The following is a 25,756-nucleotide window of genomic DNA, read 5'->3' on the forward strand; positions in this document are numbered from 1 at the left end:
GCCTACGCTGGAATCATGAGTGACGACATCGGCAGCACACCCGAAGGCTCCGACGGCGAATACAGCCTCGACGACGACGATCAGCTGCAACCCGAGGACACCCTCGACGACCGCGGCGTCGACGACGTTCTCGACGAGGGCTATTCGCCGCCCGACTACGCACCCAAGGGCGCGGTGCACGGACTGACCGCGCAGGAGATGCGTGAGGGAGAGACCCTGGACGAGCGGCTGGCCGAGGAGGAACCCGACGTCGGCGCGTCCGACCCCTCCGAAACGGGCGAATCCGATTGGCAGTCACACGAATACGACTCGGATGCGGAGTTTCCCAACCGTGCTGATGAGGTGGGCGCCGCGCGCGCCGGCCGGCTGATCGCACCGGATGAGGGATCGGGCATCGACACCGAATCCGATGTCTTCGCCTCCGACGCCGGAATCGACGGCGCCGGGGCATCCGCCGAGGAGGCGGCGGTCCACTACATCGACGACGACGAGCGGTAGGTCCTCACTTCGATCCGAGTTGCTCGAGCATCGCGGTGATCGACGCCCGTGCGCCGTCGGAGTCGACGCCGAGCGATCTCAGCTTCTCGGCGACGCCGTCGTCGGTGAACAAGCCGAGCAGTAGATGCTCGGTCCCGACGTAGTTGTGCCCGAGTTCCACCGCGATCGCGACCGTCGACTCGATGACCGCCTTCGCGGCGTTGTCGTAGGGCAGCAGGCTCGTCGCATCCGGGCCGCGGTCCGGGGCGATCGGCATCAGCGGTGCCAGTGCGGTGTGCAGGTCGTCGACGCCGATTCCGTTGTCCCGGAGCACCGCCATCGCCAGGGCGTCGGGTTCGGCGGCCAGGGCGTCGGCGATGTGAGCCGGACTCACCTGCGCCGCGTTCGCTGCGACCGCGCGGGAGTGCGCGGCCATCAGGACGTTCCCGGCGCGCGGGGTGAATCGGGAGAACGGGTTGTCGGCATCGTTGGCGGCGTTCGCGGCCGGGCTCGTCCGGGACACGAATCGCTTCTGCGCGGCCTGTTTGCTGACGCCCATGCTGGCGCCGATCGACGTCCACGACGCGCCTGCTCGTCGGGCCTGGTCGACGAAGTGGCCGATCAGGCTGTCGGCGATCTCGCCGAGGTGATCCGCGGCGACCATCGCGTCGGCGAGTTGATCGAGCGGATCGTCGTGTTGTTTGCGGATGGCGGCGATGAGGTCGTCGAGGCGGATTCGAGTCGGTTCGGTCATGTCGTCAACCCTAGGTTGACGCCTGTGCTTCGTCAACCTTGAGTTGACGAAGCTCGTTCTGTCGGTGGCGTCTGAAGGACTGTGGCGACGACGATCGTCCGCGCCAACCGGCCGTCGTTGACACGTCCGGAACGCGCGGACACGATGGAGACCACGCATCACGACCGAGGATGACGACACCGTCCGACGATCTGCAGCCCTTGCCACGGGAGGAAACCCAGTGAGCATTACCGAGCCTGTATCCAGCACTTCACCCAACGGGAACACCGTCACATCGCGTGGCGTCGACCCCGTCATCTCGCGATTCCTGCGAGTGCGGTCGATGACCGACACGTTGACCAGCAGTCTGTCGCCGGAGGATCAAACGCCCCAGTCGATGACCGACGCGAGCCCCGCCAAATGGCATCGGGCGCATGTCACCTGGTTCTTCGAGGAGTTCATCCTGCGCACCGACCCCGACTATGCCGTCTACGACGACACCTTCCGCTACCTGTTCAACAGCTATTACGAGGCTGTCGGCGCCCGGCATCCGCGACCCGAGCGCGGTCTGGTCACCCGGCCCGGGGTCACCGACGTCACCCGGTACCGGGAGTATGTCGACGCCGCACTCGTGTCCGCACTGGAACGCGGCCGCCTCGACGACGCCGCCCTCGAACTCGTCGAACTAGGCTGCAATCACGAACAGCAGCACCAGGAACTGCTGCTGATGGACATCAAGCACCTGTTCTCCACACATGCCTTCGCGCCGGTCTACGTCGACCGTGATGTCGACGAGTCGCTGCCGGTGCAACCTCTGTCGTGGCGACCCTTCACCGGTGGGGTGTACGAAATCGGCCACGCCGGAGAGGGTTTCGCCTACGACAACGAGGGGCCGCGGCACCGGGTGTTCTGCGAGGACTTCGAGATCGCCGATCGTGCCGTCACCAACGGTGACTGGCTGGCGTTCATGGCCGACGACGGATACCGGCGGCCCGAGTTGTGGTTGTCCGACGGCTGGGCGCACATTCGAGAAACCGGCTGGAACGCACCGGGTTACTGGCACCACGAGGACGGCGAGTGGTCGACGTTCACCTTGTCCGGCAGACGGCCGGTGGTCCTCGACGAACCCGTGGTGCACGTGAGCTTCTACGAGGCCGACGCCTACGCGCGCTGGGCCGGCGCGCGGCTGCCCACCGAATTCGAGTGGGAGATCGCCGCGGAGGCAACGGGTTCGGCGCGCGGCGGGCTCCTGGACCCGGCCCGATGTCATCCCGGTCGCGCCGGTGCGTCGATGGTCGGCGACGTGTGGGAGTGGACGGCCAGCGCCTACCTGCCGTATCCGGGATTCGTTCCGGCCAATGGTGCGGTCGGCGAGTACAACGGCAAGTTCATGTGCGATCAGCACGTCCTGCGCGGGGCCAGTGCCGTCACCCCGGCCGGGCACGAGCGGGTCACCTACCGCAACTTCTTCCCGGCCGCAGCGCGCTGGGCGTTCTCGGGTCTGAGGCTGGCCCGGTGACGGCCGAGTCCATGACCGCCGATCTCGAGACGGCCGCGCCGCAGAACCCGCTCGCGGCCGACGCGCTCGCCGGCCTGTGGGCCGACCCACCGACACTGCCGGTGAAATGGTTGTACGACGAGCGCGGCAGCAAACTGTTCGACGAGATCACCCGGCTGCCCGAGTATTACCCGACCCGCCGCGAGACCGCGATCCTACGTGCTCGCGCCGCCGAGATCGCTGCCGTGACCGAGGCGGAGATGATCGTCGAGCTGGGTTCGGGGACGTCCACCAAGACCCGGCTGCTGCTCGATGCCTTTGTCGCACACTGGGAGACGTGCGCCACCCGGTTGCGTTACGTCCCGGTGGACGTCAGCGACGAGATGCTCGCCGCCGCCTCGGAGATCCTGTCCGTCGACTACCCGGCGATCGACGTGGTGCCGGTCGTCGCGGATTTCACCGAGCCGCACATGCCGCTGCCGGCCGCTGACGGGCCGCGGCTGGCCGTCTTCCTCGGCGGTACGATCGGCAACTTCTCGGCCACCGATCGCACGGAGTTCTACCGTCGGCTGGCGGGGTCGCTTTCGCCCGGCGACTACTTTCTGCTCGGCGCGGATCTCATCAAGGACACCGGCCGCCTCGTCGCCGCATACAACGACAAGGCCGGGGTGACAGCCGATTTCAATCGCAACATGATCGAGGTGCTGCGCACGGGCCTCGACGCGCAACGCCTCTACGCCGACGACTTCGACCACATCGCGCGGTGGAATCCCGTCGAGCACCGCATCGAGATGTGGCTACGGGCCCGACGGGACGTCGCCGCGTACTTCGTTGTGCTGCAACGGACCTGGCGGGTTGCGGCCGGTACCGAGATCCTCACCGAGATCAGCACCAAGTTCTCTCGCGCCGACCTCGCCGCCGAACTCGACGCCGCGGGCCTGCCCGTCGTCGAGAGCTGGACCGATCCGGCGGGCGACTTCGCACTCACCCTGTGTCGTCGCTGACTCCGGCCGGACGCTACTCCGCGAGCAACTCGCGCACCCGCGGGATCACCTGCGTCCCATACAGTTCGATGCTGCGCATCAGTTCGTCGTGGCCGAGCGTGCCGTGCGAGTATTTGAGGTCGAAGCGGCTCAATCCCAGCGCACGCACGGTATCGGCGATCTTGCGGGCCACCGTCTCGGGTGATCCGGCGTAGAGCGATCCGCCCGGTCCGGTCGAGCGATCGAACTCGATGCGGGTCGGTGGCGGCCACCCGCGCTCGGCACCGATGCGTCCGACATAGGTTCGGTAGTGCGGCCAGAGTTGTTCGCGGGCAAGCTCATCGGTATCGGCGACGTGGCCGGGGGAGTGCACGCCCACCGGCTGTGACGGCTGCTCCATCTCCCGCAGGGCACGGTGGTACAGGTCGACGTAGGGCTTGAAGCGCAGCGGCTCACCGCCGATGATAGCCAGCATCAGCGGCAGCCCGTACCCCGCGGCGCGGATCACCGATTCGGGACTGCCGCCGACGGCGATCCACGTCGGCAGCGGTGGCGACTCGAGCCGCGGATAGACCACCTGACCCGACAGCGGGCTCCGCGTCGACCCGGACCAGGTGACCGGTTCTCCGGTGCGGAGCTGATCGAAGAGGGCGAGTTTGTCGGTGAACAGTTCTTCGTAGTCGGCGAGGTCGTAGCCGAAGAGCGGGAAGGACTCGGTGAACGAGCCACGGCCGAGGATCACCTCCGCGCGTCCCGACGACACCGCGTCGAGCGTGGCGAACCGTTCGAACACTCGGATGGGGTCGTCGGAGCTGAGCACGGTGACCGCCGATCCGAGACGCATGCGACTCGTGCGGGCGGCGATCGCGGCGAGGACGACCTCGGGGGCCGACACCGCGTAGTCATCCCGGTGATGCTCGCCGACGCCGAGGAAGTCGACGCCCACCTCGTCGGCGAGCACTGCCTGCGTGAGCACGTTGCGTAGGGTCTGCGCACCGGAGACGGGAGTGCCGTCGGAGTCGACGGTGACGTCGCCGAAGGTGTCGAGGCCGAGTTCGATCGCCGGTCCTGCCGGTTGCTGATCCATGCCTTTCACCCTTACCGGATGAAATCTCGGGCACAAGGTCCTGACTTGGTCCATTGTCGTAGAGATCGGTACGGACGTTTGACATGCTGCTCTGGTCAACGAGCGCCGCGTGCGGCCTCACATCTTCTAAGAAGGAGAACTCCCGTGTGGGACTCGTTCTGGGATTTCATCTGGTACACGATCGTCATCTTCGCGTTCGTCGCTTACCTGATCGTCCTATGGCACATCATCGCCGACCTCTTCCGCGACAAGGCGGCCTCCGGCTGGGCCAAGGCGGTGTGGGTGATCTTCCTGATCATCTTCCCGTACCTCACCGCCATCGTGTATCTCCTCGCAAAGGGCAAGGGGATGGCCGAGCGTCAGCGTGAGGCCTACGCCGACGCCAAGCAGGCGTCGGATGAGTACATCAAGTCCGTTGCAGGGTCGACGCCCGCGCAGCAGATCTCCGAGGCCAAGTCGCTGCTCGACTCCGGAGCCATCACGCAGGACGAATTCGACGCACTCAAGGCCAAAGCCCTGAGCTGACCTTCATTCGACGACACGCCCGCACCGGAACCGGTGCGGGCGTCGTCGTCGGTGCTGAGTTCTGTACGCCCCCGCGGACCGGGTGGACTATCCGCGCGCGGGCCTCCCGGGTTCAGTTTTCGACGGCGGCCACGGGACTCACGTCTCCACCGGAAACGGATCGCCGGTGCGCCCGACGAGATCAGCGACCGACTCGATCACCAGCGTCGGACGGTACGGGTACAGCTCCACCGAGGCTGCGGTCGAGATCCCGGACAGGACCAGGATCGTGTGCATGCCGGCTTCCATACCGGAGATGACATCGGTGTCCATGCGGTCGCCGATCATCAGCGAATCCTCCGAATGAGCCCCCATCCGCCGCATGGCGGTACGCATCATCAGCGGGTTCGGTTTGCCCACGTAATACGGCTCGCGGCCGGTCGCCCGGGTGATCAGAGCGGCGACAGCGCCGGTCGCCGGTAGCGAGCCGCCGGTCGACGGCCCGGTCGCGTCGGGGTTGGTGGCGATGAACCGGGCACCCTGCTCGACAAGGCGGATGGCGGTGGTGATCGCCTCGAACGAGTAGGTGCGCGTCTCGCCGAGGACCACGTAGTCGGGGTCGGAGTCGGTGATGACGTAACCGATCTCGTGCAGTGCGGTCGTCAGCCCCGACTCGCCGACCACATATGCGGTCCCTTCCGGTCGCTGTGATTCCAGGAACCGGGCCGTTGCGAGCGCCGAGGTCCAGATGGACTCCTCGGGGACGTCGAGTCCGGTCCGCAACAGCCGGGCCCGCAGGTCACGCGGGGTGCGGATCGAGTTGTTGGTGAGCACCGTGAATGGGGTCCCGGTGGCACGTAACTCACCGAGGAAGGCGTCGGCGCCGGGGATCAGGTGCTCTTCGCGGACCAGCACACCGTCCATATCCATCAGATACGTCCAGGACATGAGGCCGATTATGGTCGGGATTGCACGCCACCGCGCGGGGAAACAGGGCGCAACCGTCGGCGCACTGACACAATGGTCCTTCAGCCCGGGGGGTCGAGGAGATCTGTCCACCCCGGACGGCCCTGCCGACCGACCTGTGGAGCGGATGTGATCGCGTACCTGAGCAAGCGCCTTGCCGTGTGGGCCGTGCTGGTGTTTGTCGCGACCAATCTGACGTACTTCCTGGCGAACGCGATGCTCGACCCGCGCTCCAACTACGTGGCGCGCAGGCCCCCGCTACCCGACAGCGTGGTCGACGCGACGCTGAGCTCCTACAACCTCAACGACAAGGTCCCAGTGCTGGAGCGCTGGTGGACCTGGCTGACGGGGGTTGTGCTGCACTGGGATTGGGGAAAGACGCCCGTCGGGCTCAGTGTCAACGAGCAGATCAGCTTCCGGATGTGGTCGTCGGTGCAGCTACTCACCGCGGCGACGATCATCTCGATCCTGCTCGGCCTGGCCGTCGGTGTGTACACCGCGTTGCGGCAGTACAAGCTGTCCGACCGTGCGTGGCAACTAGTCTCGCTGGCCACGATCAACCTGCCCGTGCCGGTCCTCGGTCTCGGCATCGTGTTGCTCGGCATCTACCTCAACCAGGCACTCGGGCACACCGCGTTCTATGTGTCGGGGTCAGAGAGCGTGGACGTGCAGGGATTCTGGGCCTCACTCGCCGACCGCGCACAGCACCTCATCCTGCCCACACTCACCCTGGTGATCAGCGGTTATGGCGGGCTGCACCTGCTGCAGCGGTCGCTGCTGCTCGACACCATCAACTCCGACTACGTCCGCACCGCCCGCGCCAAAGGCCTCACCCGGGGCCGCGCCGTCCGCAAACACGCGCTGCGTACCGCGATCATCCCGGTCGCGGTGGGTATCGCCTTCGCGATCCCCGCGGTCTTCACCGGGGCCGTCCTGACCGAGACGATCTTCGCGTGGGAAGGGATGGGCCGCTACTTCGTGAGTTCGATCAACACCAACGACATCAATGGGGTGGTCGCGGTGGCCGCCTTCGGCGCGACGGCCACTGCCATCGGCGCAATCCTGGCCGACGTCGTGGTGGTCTATCTCGATCCGAGAGTGCGGGTGAGCTGAATGAGCATGATGCCTCCGGAACCGACCCGCCCGGGCGCCGGCGCACACGACGCAGCGTCGGTGCCGCTGATGGGTGAGACCGGCGGGGTCTTCGAAGAGAGTGACCACCCGTCGGCGCCGATCGCGCTTCGACGGTCGGGTCGCACCAAGATCCTGGCGAAGCGGTTCGCCCGCAACCGGCCGGCACTCGTCGGATCGGCGATCTTTGTGCTGTTGGTGCTGTTCTCCCTGTTCGGCGGCATGTTCACCGAGTATTCGTATACCGACACCGACTTCGCGGCCATCGGCTATCCGCCGTCACCCGAGCATTGGTTCGGCACCAACGACGCGGGCAATGACCTCTACGCACAGGTGGTCCACGGGCTGCAGCGTTCGCTGACCATCGCCGTGGCGGTGTCGGTCGGCACGGCGGTGATCGCGGCGCTGCTGGGCGGCCTGTCGGCCTACTTCGGCGGGACGACGCAACGCGTGATCCTCGGCACCATCTACATCCTGCTGGTGGTGCCGTCGTTCCTGATCCTTGCGCTGGTGTCCAACAAGACCGGAGGCGACTGGCGCTGGCTCATCGTGGTGCTCGTCGCCTTCGGCTGGATGATGCTGGCGCGCGTCATCCATTCCATGGCCCTGTCGATCAAGGAGCGCGATTACGTCACCGCGGCACGCTACCTCGGTGTGCCGGCGATCGTGATCATCGTCCGGCATATCCTGCCCAACATGGCGTCGCTGCTGGTGATCAACCTCGCGCTCGGTGTGGTCGCCACGGTGCTCACCGAGACGGGTCTGTCGTTCCTCGGATTCGGCGTCAAGATCCCCGACGTGTCGCTCGGTGCGCTGCTGCAGGCGGGGACCGGATCGCTGGAGGCCTCGCCGTGGCTGTTCTGGTTCCCGGCCGGGGCGCTCGCGCTGCTGACGATCTCGATGGCCCTGGTGGCCGACGGTCTGCGCGACGCCTTCGACCCGACGTCGACCCGCGGTGGCGCGTCGTGACGGGGGCATCGTGACAGAGGCTCTTGATCACGACGTTCTCGCCGAGGTAGCCGAACCGGGCGAGGTGGTCCTGCGCGTCGACGATTTGCACGTCTCCTTCGGCAGCGAAGCCGGCCGCGTGCAGGCCGTTCGCGGATTGTCGTATGAATTACGGGCCGGTCGGACAACGGCCATCGTCGGCGAGAGCGGTTCGGGTAAGTCGGTGTCGGCGATGGCGCTGCTCGGGCTGCTGCCCGACTCCGCCCGGATCAGCGGATCGGTGCGACTCGGCGATCGTGAACTCATCGGCCGGTCTGACAAGGAGATGTCGCGCATCCGCGGCAACGAGATCGCGATGATCTTCCAGGACCCGCTGTCGTCACTGACTCCGGTCTTCACCGTCGGCGCGCAGATCGTCGAGGCGCTGGCGGCTCATCAGCGCATCGAAAGCCGGCAGGCGTGGGACCGGGCGGTGGAACTGCTCGAGCTCGTCGGCATCCCCGACCCCGTGCGCCGAGCCAAGGCCTACCCGCATGAACTGTCCGGCGGGATGCGCCAGCGAGTCATGATCGCGATGGCGATGGCCAATGACCCGGCCGTGATCGTCGCCGACGAACCGACCACCGCTCTGGATGTGACCATCCAGGCGCAGATCCTCGATCTGCTGGCGACCGCGCAACGGGAGACCGGTGCCGCGGTCCTGCTCATCACTCACGATCTCGGTGTGGTGGCCGGTACCGCCGACGACGTCGTGGTGATGTATGCGGGCCGGCCGGTGGAGCAGGCCGACGTCGACACCCTTTTCCGTGAGCCGCGGATGCCCTACACCATCGGGCTTCTCGGTGCGGTGCCTCGCGTGGATCGACGCGTCGACGCCTTGGTGCCGATCCCTGGCTCGCCGCCGGTGCTGATCGACCCGCCCGATCAATGCATGTTCGCGCCCCGGTGTCCCCTCGCGATCGACGAATGTCGTTCTGCCGAACCGGCTTTGCATGATGTGGGTGGCCCCGGTGGGCACACCGCCGATGAACACACCGCCGCCGCGCATACGGCCGCGTGCGTGCGCTCCGCCGAGATCGTCGGCAACGGCGTACTGGTCGACGCGGCCGGCGCGCAACGGCCCGTGTATCCCGAACCCGAAGTGGTGGCGCGTGCCGAGGTCGTGTCCGTACCGCGAGCGCAACGGGACATCGTGCTCGACGTCGCCGGGATGACGAAACTCTTCCCGCTGACCAGTGGATTACTCAAGCGACGGATCGGGACGGTGCGCGCGGTGCGTGGGGTGTCCTTCGACATCCGGGCGGGTGAGTCGTTGGCCATCGTCGGCGAATCCGGCAGCGGGAAGTCGACGACGCTGCTCGAGGTGATGGATTTCGCTCAGCCGGCAGGCGTCGTGCGGATCGGCGGCGTGGACCCGGCGGCGGTGCGCAAGCGTGCGGCCCGGGCGTTGCGCCAAGACGTCTCGATCGTCTTCCAGGATCCGGCCGAGGCGCTCGACCCGCGCTTCACCGCCTTCGACATCATTGCCGAACCGCTTCGCGCCCTGGGGGTTCCGCGGTCGGAGGCCGCGCAGAAGGTGACCGATCTGCTCGCGCGTGTCGGGCTCGATCCGGTGCACTCCGATCGCTTCCCGGCGGCGTTCTCCGGCGGTCAACGGCAGCGGCTCGCGATCGCGCGGGCGTTGGCGACCGATCCGTCGCTGATCATCCTCGACGAGCCGCTCTCGGCGCTCGACGTATCGGTGCAGGCCGAGATCGTCAACCTCATCCGGCGCCTGCAGTCGACCGGTGATGTTGCCTATTTGGTTGTCGCCCACGATCTCTCGGTGATCAGGCATCTCGCCGACCGGGTGGCCGTGATGTATCTGGGCGAGTTCGTCGAGGTGGGGGAGACCGAGCAGGTCTTCGACGCACCCGCCCATCCGTACACCAAGGCGCTACTGTCTGCGGTGCCGATCCCCGATCCGGCGGCCGAGCGCGCCCGAACGCCGATCGTGCTGCGCGGTGAGCAGCCCAGTCCCACCGACGACATCGTCGGATGCTGCTTCACCGGGCGCTGCCCCCTGTATGTCACACTCGATCCCGAGCGCCAATCCCGGTGCCGGAGCGTTCATCCGGAGTTGCGTGCGATCGGCCCGGCCGACGACCACGTGGCATCCTGTCATTATCTGGAGGTCGACGCATGAAACGTCGGTTGGTGCTACTTCTCACGGTGATCGGCCTCGCGGTCGCCCTGGTGGCCGGGTGTGGGAGCACCCCCGAGGGTGCTCCGGTGAAGGTGACCGGCGCCGACCTCAACGAGCAACCGCGAGACAACATCCGTGATGGCGGAAGCCTGACGACCGCCGTGGTTGAGGTGTCCCCGCAGTGGAACACCTTCCAAGCCGATGGCACCGCCTACACGCTGACCTTGTGGCGTTGGTACAACCCGACTCTCGCGTTCTTCTCACCCGACGGTGAGTACCGTCCCAACCCGGACTACGTGACCCGAGTCGACAAGAAACTCGTCGACGGCAACACCACGGTCACCTACACGCTGAACCCGAAGGCGTTCTTCAACGACGGCACACCCATCGACTACCGCGCCTTCGAGGCCACCTGGAAGACCAGCAATGGCACCGATCCTCGCTATCTGGTCAGTTCCACCGACGGTTACCGCCAGATCGCCTCGGTGACCCGCGGCATCAACGACCGGCAGGTGGTGGTCCGCTTCCGCGGCGTCTATGCCTGGGTCGACGGTCTGTTCAACTATGTCCTGCACCCCAAGGCCGCCGATCCGGAGCTGTACAACAGTGGCTACCTGCAGAATCCGCATCCCGAGCTAGGTGCCGGCCCGTACACGATCGCGTCCTATGATCGCAATCAGGGGACCGTGGTCTTCGAACGCAATCCCAAGTGGTGGGGAAACCCGGGCAAACTCGATCGCCGAGTGTTCCGGCAGATGGAGTCGCAGGCAGCACTCAACGCCTTCCGTAACGGCGAGATCGACGCGAGCGGGGTGGGCACCAAGGACCGTCTGGCACAGGTCCAGTCCATGGACGGGATTCAGATCCGGACATCGGCGACCCCAGCACAGTCCCTGCTCGTGCTCAACATGCAGGCGGCCATCCTCTCCGACAGCCGCGTCCGCGAGGCGGTCCTGCGCGGCACGGATCGGGCCACTCTCGCCAAGATCGAGTTCAACGGGCTGAACTACTCCGAACAGTTGCCTGGATCGTTTCTGCTGTATCCATTCCAGCCCGGATATGCCGACAACGTCGCCGGCGTCATCGACTACGACCCGGAGAAGGCGAAACAGCTTCTCGACCAAGCCGGTTGGGTTGTCGGGGGCGACGGTATCCGCGTCAAAGGTGGACAGCGGCTTCGGCTGACGTTCCCCATCCTCGGCGACGATCCCACGCAGCAGAACATCGTCCGTGCCTACCAGTCGATCCTGAAGAACATCGGTGTCGACCTCAACGTCGTCCAGCGGCCGTCCTCGGACTTCTCAAAGGTGATCACCAACAAGGAATTCGACGCGTTCATGATGGGGTTCTCGTCAAGCGATCCCTTCGGACTGGCGTACTTCTGCCAGGTGTGGTGCAAGGGATCGCAGCTCAACAAGGCCGGTGCCGGATCGCCGGAACTCGACGCCGAGATCCGGCGGGTCGGGCAGATCGCCGACCCGCAGGCGCAGATCGCCGAGGGAAACAAGGTGGAGCGCACGGCTTTCGCTCAGTTCTCCAACCTTCCGCTGTCCAACGGACCGACGATGGTCGCGGTCAAGTCGGGGCTCGCGAACTACGGTGCCGGGCTGTTCTACGTCGGTCCCGTGGAGGATATCGGCTGGCAGAAGTAGTGTTTGCTGGTTGGAGCCAGCCCCCCTGCTGGTTGAGCCGTCCCGAGCCGCTAGGCGAGGGCGCGTCGAAACCTAGAGTGAGACAACAATGTTCGCCACCGCGATGTGTGCGGGTGGGGCTCGCGATGTCGACTCACTGGTGGTTTCGATACGGCGCGCACTCGCTGTCGCTCGTGCGTGCCGGCTCAACCAGCCGGAGGGGTGTTCGGGTTCAACCGGCAGGAGGGGAGGTCGGCGGGGCCGCGGTGAACTCCTCGACCAGCGCACGTTTGTCGATCTTGCCGACCGGTGTGACCGGAAGGCGGGTGGCCACGATCACCTGATCGGGGAGCTTGAAAGGGGCCACGCCCTGATCGGTGAGGAAGGTCCGCAGGGTGCGAAGGTCGGCGGCCGGCGATTTCGGCCCGTCGGTGGGTACCACGACCGCGCAGATACGTTCTCCGAGTGAGTCATCGGGTAATCCGATGACCGCCACCTGGCGAATCGACGGGTGGGCGAGCAGGCTTTCCTCCACATCGTCGGCGGCCACGTTCTCGCCGGCCCGCACGATGGTGTCCTTGATGCGCCCGGTCACGGCGACGTGTCCGGACGGCAGGACGCGTACGCGGTCGCCGGACCGATAGAAGCCGTCGTCGGTGAACGACCGGGTGTTGTGGTCGTCGGCCCGGTAGTAGCCGCGGATCGTGTACGGCCCGCGCACCAACAGTTCGCCCTCGGTGCCCACCGGCACGTCGACACCCGACTCATCGACCACGCGCAACTCGTCGTCGTCGGACATGGGTCGGCCCTGCGTGGTGTGGACGAGTTCACGCGGATCGTCGAGTCGCGTGTAGCAGATCAGTCCCTCGGCCATGCCGAACACCTGCTGCACGACGTCGCCGAGTGCGGCGTCGAGCGCGACGGCGTCGGGCTCGGCCAGCTTCGCGCCGCCCACTTGCAACAAACGCAGCGAACTGATGTCGGCGGGCTCCCATTCCGTTGCAGCACACCAGACCTGGGCAAGGGCGGGGACGAGGGCGGTCACCGTGACGCCGTAGGTCTCGATGAGGTCGAAGGCGGCGTCGGGACTCGGATCGGTTCCCAGCACGATGTGCCCGCCCGTCGAGATCACCCCCAGCATGCCGGGACAGCACAGCGGGAAGTTATGCGCCCCGGGAAGCGCTACGAGGTAGACGTCGGTGTCGACCAACCCGGCGATCTCGGCGGATCGTCGGGCGTTGAACGAGTAGTCGTTGTGCGTGCGGGGGATCAGCTTGGGCAGGCCCGTGGTGCCGCCGGAGATCAGGAAGAGAGCCGGCAGATTCGCGTCGATCCCGTCGGCGCTCGGCAACTCGACGCCGTCCGCGTCCGGCAAGGGCAGGAACCCGCCTGGGTCACCGTCGATGAAGACGTGCGCGAGGGACTCCACGTCGTCGACGAGATCGGTTGCCAGCGTTCGATGATCGAAGCCGTGCCGACCGTCCTCGGTCACGTAGGCGCTGGCACCGGAGGTGCGTGCAAGGTGGGTGATCTCGGCTCGACGGTGCGCCGGTAGCGCCATGACCGGCAGCAACCCGGCTCGCATCAGGGCGAACACGTTGACGACGAGTTCCGCGGTGTTGTTCTGTTGCACCACGACGCGCTGCCCCGGCCGCAGCCCGGCGCGCAGGAAACCCCCGGCACGACGGCGGGTGGCCGCAAGAAGTGCTGCGTAGGTCAAGGTGCGTGGCGGTTGGGCGCCCGGGTCGGTGAGGGCGGGGCTGTCCGGAGACGATGTCGCGGCGTCGTCCAACAACTGCCACAGTGGGGCGTCGAGGTAGCAACCGCGCGCGCGATACCGGTCGATGAAGTCGGCGGGACGGGGGACGAAACCGGTGGTCACAGCTGTCGGCGTCGACTCGACGGTCGGTTGATCGGGCATTGATGGGACCTCTCACCTGTGTGCGTCCCGCAGCGGGTGGGCTGGGGCACACAATTCTGGGGTTACCACGACCGGCAACCTCGGTTAGGGTTACCTTAACCGGTCGAGCGAGCACGGAGGTCTGCGTTTTGTCGTTGACAGTGGGTGTCGAGGTGGCCGCCGCCGCGGCGGGTGATCGCACCAGGGACGATGAGGCTCGTTGGGACTCGGCATCGGTGATCGCCGGGTGGGCGGCCGACGGAGGTTTCAGCGACTACGTCGCCTACGAACGGGACGGCGAATGGACCTTTGCCGCCGGTGCCCGCGCACGTGTGGTGCTGACTGCCGAGTCGATCGCGATCACCGAAGACGGGACCACCGTCGAATCGCCGTGGTCGGGACGCGCATCCACTGCGCTGTCGAGAGCGCTCGGCGCACTCGAGAGCGACAACTGGGATGCGCTCGGCTATCTCAACTTCGACTTCTGCGCGGCCCACCACGACCTGGCCCACCTCGTCCCGTCCGGGTCGGTGCTCGCCCACCTCATCGTCCCCGAGGTCACCGTGGTCGTGACCGCCGACGACATCCGATTCGGACGCTGTGACAGCGCGACCCGAGCACGGCTGACGGCCCTTGCCGAGCGGGGGTGGATTGAACCCACACCGTCGCCGGTCGACGTGCGGACCGATGCGGACGGGTTCACCGAACGCGTGGGCCGCGCCCTGGCTGAGATCGACCGCGGTGATTACCAGAAGGTCATCCTGTCCCGGCAGGTCGCCGTCCCCTATGACATCGATCTGCCCGCCACCTATGCCCTCGGCCGTCGCCACAACAATCCCGCCCGCTCGTTCCTCTTCTCGCTCGACGGCATGTCCGCGGCCGGTTTCAGTCCCGAACTCGTTGTCTCCGTAGATATCAACGGTTCGGTGACCACCGAGCCGTTGGCCGGAACCCGGGCGATCGGGGCTTCTGCCGAGGATGACGCCCGGCATCGACGGCAGCTGATGACCGATGCCAAAGAGATTGCCGAACATGCTATTTCGGTCAAGGCCTGCTATTCCGAGATCGAGTCGGTCGCGGCGCCGGACACCACGGCGGTGACCGAGTTCATGGCCATCCGGCGTCGTGGCAGCGTCCAGCATCTGGCGTCGACGGTACGCGGGCAGCTCGCCGCGCACCACGATCCGTGGCAGGCACTGGAGGCGCTGTTCCCGTCCATCACTGCTTCTGGAATTCCGAAAACACCTGCGCTGGAAGCGATCTACCGACTCGAGGAGCACCGCCGAGGTCTGTACTCCGGTGCCGTGCTCACCGCGTCGTCGGCGGGGCAACTCGAGGCGACCCTGGCACTGCGCACCGTCTTCGCGTCCGCGGAGGGCGCATGGATTCGGGCCGGTGCCGGGATCGTCGGGCAGTCGACGCCGGAGCGTGAGTACGAGGAGACCTGCGAGAAGCTGAGCAGCGTCGCACCCTTCCTGGTGCGCCGCGCCGAGGTGCGGGAAGGTGCCGGGAAGTGAGTTCGCAGACCGACGTCCGCCAGAAAGTGGCTGAGGCCCTCGGTATCTCAGAATACGAGATCGGCGACGCCGATGACCTCATCGAACTCGGGCTGGACTCCATCCGGATCATGAAGATCGCCGGCGGATGGCGCAAACAAGGGCACCGCCTGAACTTCGCGCAACTCGCCGCCGAACCGACCGTGGCGGCATGGGCGGCACGGCTCGACGAGACCCGGCCCGAGACCGCCACATCGCCCGCTGAGGACGAGGCTCACGTGGCGCACGAACCGTCGGCGCAGGAGTCGGTGGACCTGGAGTCGGTCGACCGGGCCGACGATCCGTTCCCACTCGCGCCCATGCAGCACGCCTTCTGGATAGGTCGTTCCGACGTCGCCGAGCTCGGTGGTGTCGCCGCGCACCTGTACGTCGAATTCGACGGCGACGGAATAGATCCGGCACGACTCGGCGAGGCCATGCGGAGGCTCGTGCGCCTGCACCCGATGCTCCGGGCCCGGTTCCTTCCCGACGGCACCCAGCAGGTCCTCGACGACCTGCCGCACAATCCGTTCCGGGTTCACGATCTGCGCCAAGCCGGCGCCGAACAGGTGGCCGACGAACTCGACCGGCGCCGCGAGGAGAAGAGCCATCAGGTTCTCGATGTCGCCGCCGGAGAGGTTGTCGACCTCACCGTCACCCTGCTGCCCGACGGCCGCCACCGCATCCACTTCGACATCGACATGCTGGCCGCCGACGCCATGAGCTACCGGTTGCTGCTCGCCGATCTCGTCGCACTCTACGACGGCGCCCAACCGGCACCCGCGGCGTTCACGTACCGGGATTACCTGAATCATCGTGCCGCCCATCCTGATCCGGACCGGGAATCCGATCAGCAATGGTGGCGTCGACGTCTCCCCGAACTGCCACTCGGCCCGGCGCTACCCGCACGCACCGGCGGTCCCGCCGACAGCACACGGGTCGTCCGCTTTCACCGCTGGCTGGACCCCACGGTCAAACAGCAACTGCTCGATGCCGCCCACCGGCAGGGCATCACCCCGGCGATCGCCCTCGCCGCGGTCTTCGCCGCGACCATTCGCGGCTGGTCCGGCGCGGACCGATTCCTGCTGAATGTCCCGCTGTTCCATCGCGAGCAGATCCACCCGGACGTGGACAGACTGTCCGGCGATTTCAGTTCCTCGGTGCTGATCGACGTCGACGCCGACAGTGCCGATTCGCTGCTGTCACTGGCGCAGGCAATGCAGAAGACGATGCACGCCAACGGGTCCCATGCCGGCTACGGTGCTCTCGACGTCCTGCGTGATCTCGGCCGGCAGCACGGTGAGCACGTGCTGGCGCCGGTCGTCTACACGAGCGCGCTCGGGCTGGGCGAGTTGTTCTCCGACGACGTGCTCGACCGGTTGGGTGAGCCGACGTGGATCATCTCGCAGGGTCCGCAGGTGACGCTCGACGCACAGGTGACCGAGGTACGCGGTGGGCTCCTGCTCAACTGGGATGTGCGATCGGCAGCCTTCCCCGACGGCGTGGTGGACGCGATGTTCACCCGTTACACGTCGATGATCGACGAACTCATCGGCACCGACGGCGGCTGGGACCGGCCCGTCGTCGACGCCCTACCCGCCGAGCAGCGAGCGGTCCGCGACCGGGTCAACGACACCGCCGGTCCGTCGACTGGCCGTGTGCTGCATCAGGAGTTCTTCGCCATCGCCGGACGTGAACCGCACCGGACCGCGCTGCTCTGGGACGGGGGCAGCGCCACCTATGGGGAACTCGCCGACGACGCGCTCGCGGTCGCGGCGGCGTTGCATGCGGCCGGCGCGGGTGTCGGTGATGCCGTCGCCGTGCAGGTGCCCAAGGGTCCGGATCAGGTAGCGGCCACTCTCGGTGTGTTCGCGGCGGGGTGCGTCTGGGTGCCGATTGCGCACGACCACCCGCCCGCCCGACGCGCCACCATCCTGGACACCGGAGGGATTCGCCACCTGCTCGGCGTCGATGTGCCTGCGGGAGTGCCGGATTCGGTCACCGTCATCGATCTCGCGTCGGCGCGTACCGCGGTGCCGCGCGACGCGCCGGTCGTCGGTGATCCCGAAGATGTGGCCTACGTACTGTTCACCTCCGGCTCCACCGGTACCCCCAAGGGTGTCGAGGTTCCGCACCGTGCGGCGATGAACACCATCGACGACGTCAACGAGCGCTTCGGCGTCGGACCCGACGACCGCTCCCTCACCGTGGCCGCACTCGAATTCGACATCTCCGTCTACGACATCTTCGGCCTGTACAGCGCGGGCGGTGCCGTGGTCGCCGTCAGTGGTGACGCCGCACGTGACCCCGCAGCATGGGCGGAACTCATTCGGCGGCACCGGGTATCGATCCTCACCTGCGTACCGAGTGCGCTGGACATGTTGCTGACCGCCGCACACACAGACCCGCTCGGCCTCGGTGATTCGTTGCGCGCCACTCTCCTCGGCGGCGATTGGGTGGGCACCGACCTGCCCGGGCGGTTGCATGCGCTGGTCCCGGGGGCGCGCTTCGCCGGCCTCGGCGGTGCCACCGAGATCGCCATCCACGGCACCGTGTGCGAGGTGCCGCCGACCTCGGCGGTACCCGAACACTGGCGGGCGATCCCGTTCGGCACGCCGTTGCGCAATGTGGTGTGCCGGGTGGTCGACGCCGCCGGCCGTGACTGTCCCGACTGGGTGACCGGCGAGCTGTGGGTGGGCGGCGCCGGCGTCGCCCACGGCTACCGAAACGACCCCGAACGAACCGCGCAGCGATTCGTCACCGTCGACGGAATCCGTTGGTACCGCACCGGTGACCTGGCCCGCTACTGGCCGGACGGGACCATCGAGTTCCTCGGGCGTGCCGATCACCAGGTGAAAATCCGTGGCTTCCGAGTCGAACTCGGTGAGGTCGAGGGTGCCCTGCGCGCTCTGCCCGGCGTGCGCACCGCGGTCGCGAGTCTGGTCGCCGACGGTGGCCGGTCGCTGGCAGCGGTGATCACCGTCGACGACGACGGGCCATCCGATGGGGCGGCCGTGGCGGACGCGTTGCGCGCGGTCCTGCCCGCCTACATGGTGCCGTCCACCGTCGTGATCGTCGATGCCATCCCGTTGACCTCCAACGGAAAGCATGATCGGCGCGCCATCACGACGCTGCTCAGCCGGCAGACGGCGAGAAATGAGATCGTCGGCCCGGCAGGCGATCTGGAAGAGGCGTTGCGTGCGGTCGTCGCCGAGCTGATCTCCCGGCCGGCCGACGAGATCGGTGTCACCGACGACTTCTTCGCCATCGGCGGCGACTCCGTGTTGGCCACCACTCTGGTTGCCCGGGTCCGGGAATGGCTGGACGCACCGCAGGCCGGTGTGCGTGATGTGTTCGCCACCAGGACAATCCGTGCCCTCGCCCGACGACTCGATGAGACGGATGAGCGCCCGGGACGGCTCGCCGAGGTGGCTGCGCTCTACCTCGAGGTCGCCGCCATGGATGACGAGGCCGTCGCGGCCGAGGTGGGTGGCCTGCCCTAGTGGCCCGTGTTTGAAATTCGTTTACGTTTGATTTTGTCGAGTATTTCATTCGCGGGTTTGGTCCACACAAATGGTTCGCAGCGGGTGTTCCAGCTGGTGACGAATCGGCGGATGGCGGCGACGAGGTCGGGAACGCTGGTGAAGGTGCCGCGGTGGATCGCTTGGCGTTCGATGATGGCGAACCAGGCCTCGATCATGTTCATCCAGGATCCGGAAGTCGGTGTGAAATGCACTGTGATCCGGGGGTTCTGGGCGAGCCAGTCCTTTACCTCGGCTTTCTTGTGGGTGCCGTAGTTGTCCATGACCAGGTGCAGGTGGTGGTCGGGATAGGTTTTCGCGACGTGTTTGAGGAACGCGAGGAACTCTTGATGGCGGTGACGCGGTTTGCATTGGGTGGTGACCTCGCCGGTGGCGATGTTTAGTGCGGCGAACAAGGTCGTGGTGCCGTGACGAATGTAATCATGCGTGCGTTGCTCGCAGTGCCCCGGCGCCATCGGCAACGTCGGTTGAGTGCGGTCGAGAGCCTGGATCTGGCTTTTCTCATCGATGCTGAGCACGATCGCATTCTCCGGCGGATTCATATACAGGCCAACAACATCGACCACCTTGGCGTCGAGGTCGGGGTCGTTGGAGAACTTGAACGTCTCGCTGCGCCAGGGGGTGACCTTGTACTTGCGCCACACCCGCGAGACCGTGGTGTGATCGACCCCGACCCGCGGCGCCAACAAGCGGGCCGACCAGTGGGTGACTCCCAGAGATTTCGGTGGCCGCTGCAAGGTGGCGGCGATGATCTTGGACTCGTCAATCTCGGTCGGGCGCCCCGAGCGCTGCTCATCGACCAACGCCTCCACCCCACCAACCCGGTAGCGCTGCAGCCACTTGTCGACCGTCGGCCGTGACACCCCCACCACCGCGGCAATGTCGGCCTTCGCTGTTCCATCGGCTGACATCAAACACATCCGAGCCCGCCGCGTCAGACCGGCCGGCGTCGTCGAAGCCCGCACCAACCCCTCCAACCGTGCCCGATCCCCATCAACCAACAACAGCGGAGCCGCAGCACGATTCACCATTCCCACATACTATCAAACGTAAACTATTTTATCCCCCGGACCACTAGTGTCCCGTGTTGGAAATTCGTTGACGATTCCGACGCCCAGGCGGCGCCGCGCTGCGTTGGCGTCGTCGCAGGTACATCCAGTAGCTGCGTCCTCCGCCGCCTTGCGATGCATCCACCTGGATCGCCGGACTCGCGCAAACGAATTTCCAACACGGGACACTAGTCGCGGTGACCTCTACGACCCTGTGCAGCCGACCCGCTCGGTCCGACCCCGGACCAACCGACCATCGAAGGACGATGATGACCGACGCCATGACCGAACGCCGCAAGCAACTGCTCGAGGAGCGATTGCGGGAGAGGAATGTGAAGTCGTCGAGCCCGGAACCGGTGGTGGCCAATGAGCCGGGTACGCCGAGCCCGCTGTCGGACGCGCAGCGCCGGATGTGGTTCGTGCAGAACCTCGATCCCACCGACACCACGCTCAATGTGTGTGTGGCCTACCGGCTCTCCGGGCCGCTCGACGCCGCCCGACTTCATCAGGCGTGTGCCGATGTGGTCGCACGGCACGAGATCCTGCGCTCCACCTATGGCGTGGACGAGAATGGCGAACCGTTCCAGGTATCGGCCGCGGCCGTCGAATTGCCCTGGCAACAGGACGATCTCCGGGAGCTTCCGGTCGATCGGCGAGAGTCGCAGGCACACGAGTGGGCGCGCCGCGAGTTCGCCCGGCCGTTCGACCTTACCGCCGACATCCCCATCAGGGTGAGCCTGCTGCGCATCGCCGACGAAGAACACATCCTGGTTCTGGTGGTCCATCATGTCGGCTGGGACGACGAGTCGTGGCCGGTGTTCTTCACCGAGGTCAACGCCGCCTACCGTGGTGAGCAGGTGCCGGTGCCGCCGGTGCAGTACGTCGACGCCGCGCTGGGGAACCGACCGGCCGACGACGCCGAACTCGACTTCTGGCGTGGGGAACTCTCCCCGCCACCGGGCCGGGTGGAGTTTGGGCGCACACAACCCGGTACGGCGCGGTCCCGGGATGCCGGCTGTGCGAGCAGGCAGGTGTCACCCGCACTCACCGAGCAGATCGTAGGACTGGCGCGTGCACATGCCACCACGCCGTTCACCGTGCTGCTCACCGCCTTCGAGGCTGCCATCCAGTTCTACTCGGGCGCGACCGATTTCCTGGTCTCGGTGCCGGTGGTCAACCGCGGCGCGAACGCGGAGAAACTGATCGGTTACTTCGGCAACGCCGTCCTGCTCCGCGCACAACCCGAGCCGACCTCGGACTTCGCGGCACTTCTCGACCGGGTGCGGGACGCATCGTCGGCTGCCTTCGCCCACCAGAACGTCGGCCTCGATCGCGTTGTACGAGAAGTGAGCCCGCCGCGGTCCGGGGGTGGTGACGCCCTGACTCAGCTCGTGCAGGTCAGTTTCAGCAGCCGCAGCGCCGCAGGCGGATTCGACCTCGACGGCGTCGACGTGGCCGAACTGCCCTGGCATTCGGCGGTGGCCCCCGAGGATCTCGGGCTGCTGATCGTCGGCGACGGCTCAGGGGGGCTGCGGGTCGAGGCGACATATCAGACCGCCGCGCTGACACCGGAACTCGTGGAGCAGTTCCTCGATCACTACCTGCGGCTGCTGACGGCCGCCGTCGGTGATCCGTCGACGCCGTTGCGCGACATCGACATTCTGGGGGAGGCGGAGCGTGCGCGACTGTCGGCGGCCTCACACGGCCGGCAGGTGGACACCCCGGCGACCACGATGGTCGCGCTCGTCGAATCCCAGGCGGCGTCGACGCCGACGAATGATGCCGTCATCTCCGACACCGATCACCTCACCTTCGCCGATCTCGATACGAGGGCGAACCGGCTGGCGCACTGGATGATCGGTCAGGGCATCGGGACCGAGGACATCGTCGCCCTGCGGATGACCACCTCGGTGGAATTCATCGTCGCCTCCCTGGCGGTCCTCAAGGCCGGTGCCGCCTACCTGCCGATGGACCCGGCCTATCCGGCCGATCGCATCGACTATCTGCGCGCTGACGCCCGGCCCGCACTCGAACTCGACTTCGACGGCTACGGACACGCCGTGACATCGGCGTCGGCGTATCCGGCCACCGATCCCGTCGACGCCGATCGGGTGCGGCCCCTGCGGCCCGCGAACACCGCCTATGTGATCTACACCTCCGGTTCCACCGGTCAGCCGAAGGGAGTGCCGGTACCGCACAACGCGATTGCCGAACACCTGCTCGGCTTCAACGACGAATGGGCACTCACCACCGACGACCGGGTGCTGCAGTCGACATCGGTGAGCTTCGACGCGTCGCTGCTCGACATCTACGTGACACTGACCGCCGGTGCGTGCGTGGTGGTGCCCAAGGCCAACGCGTACCGCGACATCCCGTACGTGGCCGATCTCGTGTCCCGGCAAGGTGTCACGGTGCTGCACATGGTGCCGTCGATGCTCGCCACCTTCCTCATGCTGCCCGAGGCGGCCGACTGGAGCACCCTGCGTCATGTGCCGGTGGGAGGTGAGGCGCTCGTGGGTGAGATCGCGGACCGATTCGCCACACAGTTCGACGCGCATCTCCGAAACCACTACGGCCCCACCGAAGCCGTGGTCTCCTCCACGCACATGGAGGTCGAGGGGCCGCAGGGGGCGGGCGTGGTCCCGATCGGAATCCCCAACCAGAACGTCGATCTCTACATCCTCGACGACGCTCTGCGGCTGGTTCCCGACGGCGTGGCCGGCGAGATCTACCTGGGTGGAAATCAGCTGGCACGTGGCTATCTGCATCGGGCGGGCCTGACCGCCCAACGCTTTGTCGCCGACCCGTTCCGACCCGGTGCCCGCCTGTACCGAACCGGTGACCTGGTGCGCCGCAAACCCTCCGGCGAGATCGACTTTCTCGGCCGCGCCGACGAGCAGGTCAAGGTCCGCGGGTTCCGAATCGAACTGGGCGAGGTGGAGACGACGATCACCGAGCATGACGACGTCGCGCACGCCGTCGTCATCGTGGTCGACGACCCGGTGGCCGGACCGGCGCTCGCCGCCTACCTGGTCGCCGGGCCGGACTCGTCCCCCGACGTCGAGGCGATCCGTTCGTATGTCGCCGGTCGACTGCCCGCGCACATGGTTCCCGCCACTTTCACCGTCATCGAGGAGGTGCCGCTCACCGCGCACGGAAAGCTGGACAAGCGTGCCCTACCCGCGCCGGAAGCGGTTGCCGCACCGGAGTATCGGGAGCCGACGACGTCGGCCGAGAAACGGGTGGCTGCGCTGCTGGGCAGTCTGTTCCAGCGCGATCAGGTGGGTGCCGACGACTCGTTCTTCACCCTCGGCGGACATTCATTGCTCGCGGCCCGGCTGATCACCATGGTCCGCGCCGAGTTCGGCGTGGAACTCGACATGCGGGTCCCGTTCGACAGTCCGACGGTCACGGCACTCGCCGCGGCCATCGGTGAGGCCTTCTTCGATGAATTCGGGATCTCCCTCGACGAATTCGACGGTGACCCGGAACTCGACGTCGACACGGGTGCGTACGGTGCGGCCACAGCCGACGCCGATGCTGCGCCGGCGGTGGGGATGGTGCCGACTCCGCAGACGCGTTCCGAGTACATCCCGTTGTCGTATTCCCAGCGTGCCTACTGGATGCAGCGTCGCATGGAGGGGGCCGTCGACGGCGAGAACGTGACCTATCCGTTGCGTCTCGAAGGTCCGATCGACCGTGAAGCACTCATCGCAGCGGTGAATGATGTTGTGGCCCGGCATGAGTCGCTGAGGACGACGTTCCCCGAGCACAATGCGACGCCCTATCAGCTGATCCATCCCGCCCAGCCGATCGAGGTGCCGGTGGTGGAACTCGACGGCAGCGAGGAGCGCCTCGACCGCGAGCTGGATGCCGACGCCGGCTACGTCTTCGACCTGGCGGCCGAAACGCTGTTGCGGGTAAGGCTTCTTGTTCTCCACGAGCAGGACTGTGTGCTGTCGGTCCTGCTGCATCACATCATCGCCGATCGCAGTTCCTGCGAGATCTTTGCCGCCGATCTGATCACCGCCTACCGGGCGCGGGTGCGCGGCCAGGCACCCGAGTGGCCGGCCCTGCCCATCGGGTTCGCCGACTTCGCCATCTGGCAGCGGGCGGCTTTCGACCGCGGGCCGGGTCGCGAGCTGAGCGACGTCGGCCGCCGGCAACTGGACTACTGGCGCGAGGCGCTGGCCGGTCTACCCGACGAGATCAATGTCGCGCACGACCATCCTCGACCACAGATCCTGGGGCACAACGGGATCAGCACCGCGCGGCGGGTTCCGGCGGAGATCTGGAACCGGGCCATCACCAACGCCGAGAGCGTGGGCGCCACCGAGTTCATGCTGTGCCAGTCGGTGGGGGCGAGTGTGCTGAACGCGCTCGGTGCCGGTGACGATCTCGCGATCGGCGCTGCGGTGGCCAATCGCCTCGGTGAGGCGACCGACCAGGTGATCGGTCTGTTCGCCAACGTCGTCGTGCTGCGCAGCGACCTGTCGGGTGATCCGACGCCGCGGACTGTCCTCGAGCGGGTGCGCAACTCGGCACTCGACGCCATCACTCATCAGGGTGTGCCCTTCGAACGGCTCGTCGAGACCCTGAATCCGCCGCGGTCGTTGGCCCGGAACCCGTTGTTCCAGGTCATGATGCATGTGCGTCATCGGGCGACGCCGGAACCGTTCAGCGAAGACGGTTCCACCACGTTCCGGGACGTCGCGAAGTTCTACGAGGTCTCGTTCATGGACTTCCACTTCGACTACACCGTCGACGTCAACGGAGACCTCATCCTGCGGATCGTCGTCAACCCCGACCTCTACGACGCCGCGACCGGCGAGGTCTTCGCCGATGTCACCGTGGGCGTCCTCGAGGCCTTTGCGAACCGGGTCGACGCGCCTCTGAGCGCACTCGACGTCCTTCCGGACGGCTGGGACACGTCCCGCTGCGTCGTCAAACATGCTTCGGCGACGCCGGATTCGGCAGGACCCGAGTTGTCTGCCGACACCCCGGTGACCGAGACCGAACGCACGCTGATCGCCCTGCTGGAGGAGCTTCTCGACATCGAGGACGTAGAACGTGAAGATGGCTTCTTTGCGCTCGGCGGGGACAGCGTGATCGCGATTCAGTGGGCAGGCCGCGCCGCAGCTGTCGGGCTGCCACTCACCCCGCAGATGGTCTTCGAACACTTCACCATGTTCGAACTGGCCGCCGCCGTGGACGATGCCATCGCCAACCCGCCCGAACCCGACGGGACCTCCGATGAGACCGCGCCCGCCGAATCCGCACCCATGTCGGTCTCCGGTTTGGGTGACGATGCCCTTGCCGCACTGAAGGATTCGTGGGCCGCCCGAGGGTGACCCAAGTCCGGTTCTCCTCTGTTGGTTGAGCCGCGACCGCTGTTGGTTGAGCCGCGACCTCTGTTGGTTGAGCCGCGACCGGCGAGCGTAGCGAGACGGCTGCGCGTCGAAACCCGTAGTGAGACAGCTGTATTCGCGCTACGGGATGTCGGTGGGTGCCGACATCGTTGTCTCGCAGGTGGTTTCGACACGCGGCGGACGTCGCTTCGCTCGTCCGTCGCGGCTCAACCAGCAGG

16 protein-coding genes are annotated in these 25,756 nt (G+C 66.7%); 11 read left to right on the forward strand and 5 right to left on the reverse strand.

All coding sequences use genetic code 11. The features are described 5' to 3' along the window. The first annotated feature begins 15 nt into the window (after positions 1-15). A complete protein-coding gene (locus GBRO_RS02995) occupies positions 16-498 on the forward strand; it encodes a DUF5709 domain-containing protein (protein ID WP_012832524.1) in 483 nt (160 codons plus the stop codon). Positions 499-502: 4 nt separating this feature from the next. Here GBRO_RS02995 and GBRO_RS03000 read toward each other — a convergent pair whose 3' ends face one another. After that, the gene (locus GBRO_RS03000; RefSeq protein WP_012832525.1) at positions 503-1,231 is read right to left on the reverse strand and encodes a Clp protease N-terminal domain-containing protein; all 729 of its coding nucleotides are present in this window, start codon (positions 1,229-1,231) and stop codon (positions 503-505) included. Positions 1,232-1,451: 220 nt separating this feature from the next. Here GBRO_RS03000 and egtB point away from each other — a divergent pair, with 220 nt between their 5' ends. Both egtB and egtD read left to right on the forward strand, forming a co-directional pair. Beyond that, a complete protein-coding gene (egtB, locus tag GBRO_RS03005) occupies positions 1,452-2,729 on the forward strand; it encodes an ergothioneine biosynthesis protein EgtB (RefSeq protein WP_012832526.1) in 1,278 nt (425 codons plus the stop codon). A gap of 11 nt (positions 2,730-2,740) precedes the next feature. Beyond that, complete coding sequence (gene egtD / locus GBRO_RS03010; RefSeq protein WP_041920175.1) at positions 2,741-3,712, forward strand: L-histidine N(alpha)-methyltransferase; 972 nt, start codon at positions 2,741-2,743, stop codon at positions 3,710-3,712. A gap of 13 nt (positions 3,713-3,725) precedes the next feature. Here egtD and GBRO_RS03015 read toward each other — a convergent pair whose 3' ends face one another. Further along, on the reverse strand, positions 3,726-4,778 hold the full coding sequence (locus GBRO_RS03015) for an LLM class flavin-dependent oxidoreductase (protein ID WP_012832528.1): 1,053 nt from the start codon (positions 4,776-4,778) through the stop codon (positions 3,726-3,728). A gap of 144 nt (positions 4,779-4,922) precedes the next feature. Here GBRO_RS03015 and GBRO_RS03020 point away from each other — a divergent pair, with 144 nt between their 5' ends. Continuing rightward, on the forward strand, positions 4,923-5,303 hold the full coding sequence (locus GBRO_RS03020; RefSeq protein ID WP_012832529.1) for an SHOCT domain-containing protein: 381 nt from the start codon (positions 4,923-4,925) through the stop codon (positions 5,301-5,303). A 138-nt stretch (positions 5,304-5,441) separates the two neighbouring features. Here the strand turns inward: GBRO_RS03020 and GBRO_RS03025 are convergent, their stop codons facing one another. Further along, on the reverse strand, positions 5,442-6,230 hold the full coding sequence (locus tag GBRO_RS03025; protein WP_012832530.1) for an HAD-IIA family hydrolase: 789 nt from the start codon (positions 6,228-6,230) through the stop codon (positions 5,442-5,444). A 147-nt stretch (positions 6,231-6,377) separates the two neighbouring features. Between GBRO_RS03025 and GBRO_RS03030 the strand changes: the two genes are divergently transcribed. The 4 genes from GBRO_RS03030 to GBRO_RS03045 are packed head-to-tail and all read left to right on the forward strand — an operon-like array spanning position 6,378 to position 12,164. After that, complete coding sequence (locus GBRO_RS03030) at positions 6,378-7,361, forward strand: ABC transporter permease (protein ID WP_012832531.1); 984 nt, start codon at positions 6,378-6,380, stop codon at positions 7,359-7,361. Next, the gene (locus GBRO_RS03035; protein WP_041919694.1) at positions 7,362-8,348 is read left to right on the forward strand and encodes an ABC transporter permease; all 987 of its coding nucleotides are present in this window, start codon (positions 7,362-7,364) and stop codon (positions 8,346-8,348) included. 10 nt (positions 8,349-8,358) lie between these two features. Continuing rightward, a complete protein-coding gene (locus GBRO_RS03040; protein ID WP_052298354.1) occupies positions 8,359-10,512 on the forward strand; it encodes a dipeptide ABC transporter ATP-binding protein in 2,154 nt (717 codons plus the stop codon). Next, on the forward strand, positions 10,509-12,164 hold the full coding sequence (locus tag GBRO_RS03045) for an ABC transporter family substrate-binding protein (protein WP_012832534.1): 1,656 nt from the start codon (positions 10,509-10,511) through the stop codon (positions 12,162-12,164). Before GBRO_RS03040 ends, GBRO_RS03045 begins: the two co-directional genes overlap by 4 nt. 211 nt (positions 12,165-12,375) lie before the next feature. Here the strand turns inward: GBRO_RS03045 and GBRO_RS03050 are convergent, their stop codons facing one another. Next, on the reverse strand, positions 12,376-14,064 hold the full coding sequence (locus tag GBRO_RS03050; RefSeq protein ID WP_012832535.1) for a (2,3-dihydroxybenzoyl)adenylate synthase: 1,689 nt from the start codon (positions 14,062-14,064) through the stop codon (positions 12,376-12,378). A gap of 128 nt (positions 14,065-14,192) precedes the next feature. Here GBRO_RS03050 and GBRO_RS03055 point away from each other — a divergent pair, with 128 nt between their 5' ends. Both GBRO_RS03055 and GBRO_RS03060 read left to right on the forward strand, forming a co-directional pair. Further along, positions 14,193-15,560: a salicylate synthase gene (locus tag GBRO_RS03055; protein ID WP_012832536.1), complete on the forward strand. Its 1,368-nt coding sequence runs from the start codon at positions 14,193-14,195 to the stop codon at positions 15,558-15,560. Beyond that, positions 15,557-19,081: a non-ribosomal peptide synthetase gene (locus tag GBRO_RS03060; protein WP_012832537.1), complete on the forward strand. Its 3,525-nt coding sequence runs from the start codon at positions 15,557-15,559 to the stop codon at positions 19,079-19,081. Before GBRO_RS03055 ends, GBRO_RS03060 begins: the two co-directional genes overlap by 4 nt. Here GBRO_RS03060 and GBRO_RS03065 read toward each other — a convergent pair. Then, positions 19,078-20,151: an IS630 family transposase gene (locus tag GBRO_RS03065; protein ID WP_012832538.1), complete on the reverse strand. Its 1,074-nt coding sequence runs from the start codon at positions 20,149-20,151 to the stop codon at positions 19,078-19,080. The two genes, GBRO_RS03060 and GBRO_RS03065, sit on opposite strands and share 4 nt — an antisense overlap. Before the next feature lie 284 nt (positions 20,152-20,435). Here GBRO_RS03065 and GBRO_RS03070 point away from each other — a divergent pair, with 284 nt between their 5' ends. Beyond that, on the forward strand, positions 20,436-25,520 hold the full coding sequence (locus GBRO_RS03070; protein ID WP_041919695.1) for a non-ribosomal peptide synthetase: 5,085 nt from the start codon (positions 20,436-20,438) through the stop codon (positions 25,518-25,520). Positions 25,521-25,756 lie beyond the last annotated feature (236 nt).

Source organism: Gordonia bronchialis DSM 43247, from assembly GCF_000024785.1.
Taxonomy (GTDB): domain Bacteria; phylum Actinomycetota; class Actinomycetes; order Mycobacteriales; family Mycobacteriaceae; genus Gordonia; species Gordonia bronchialis.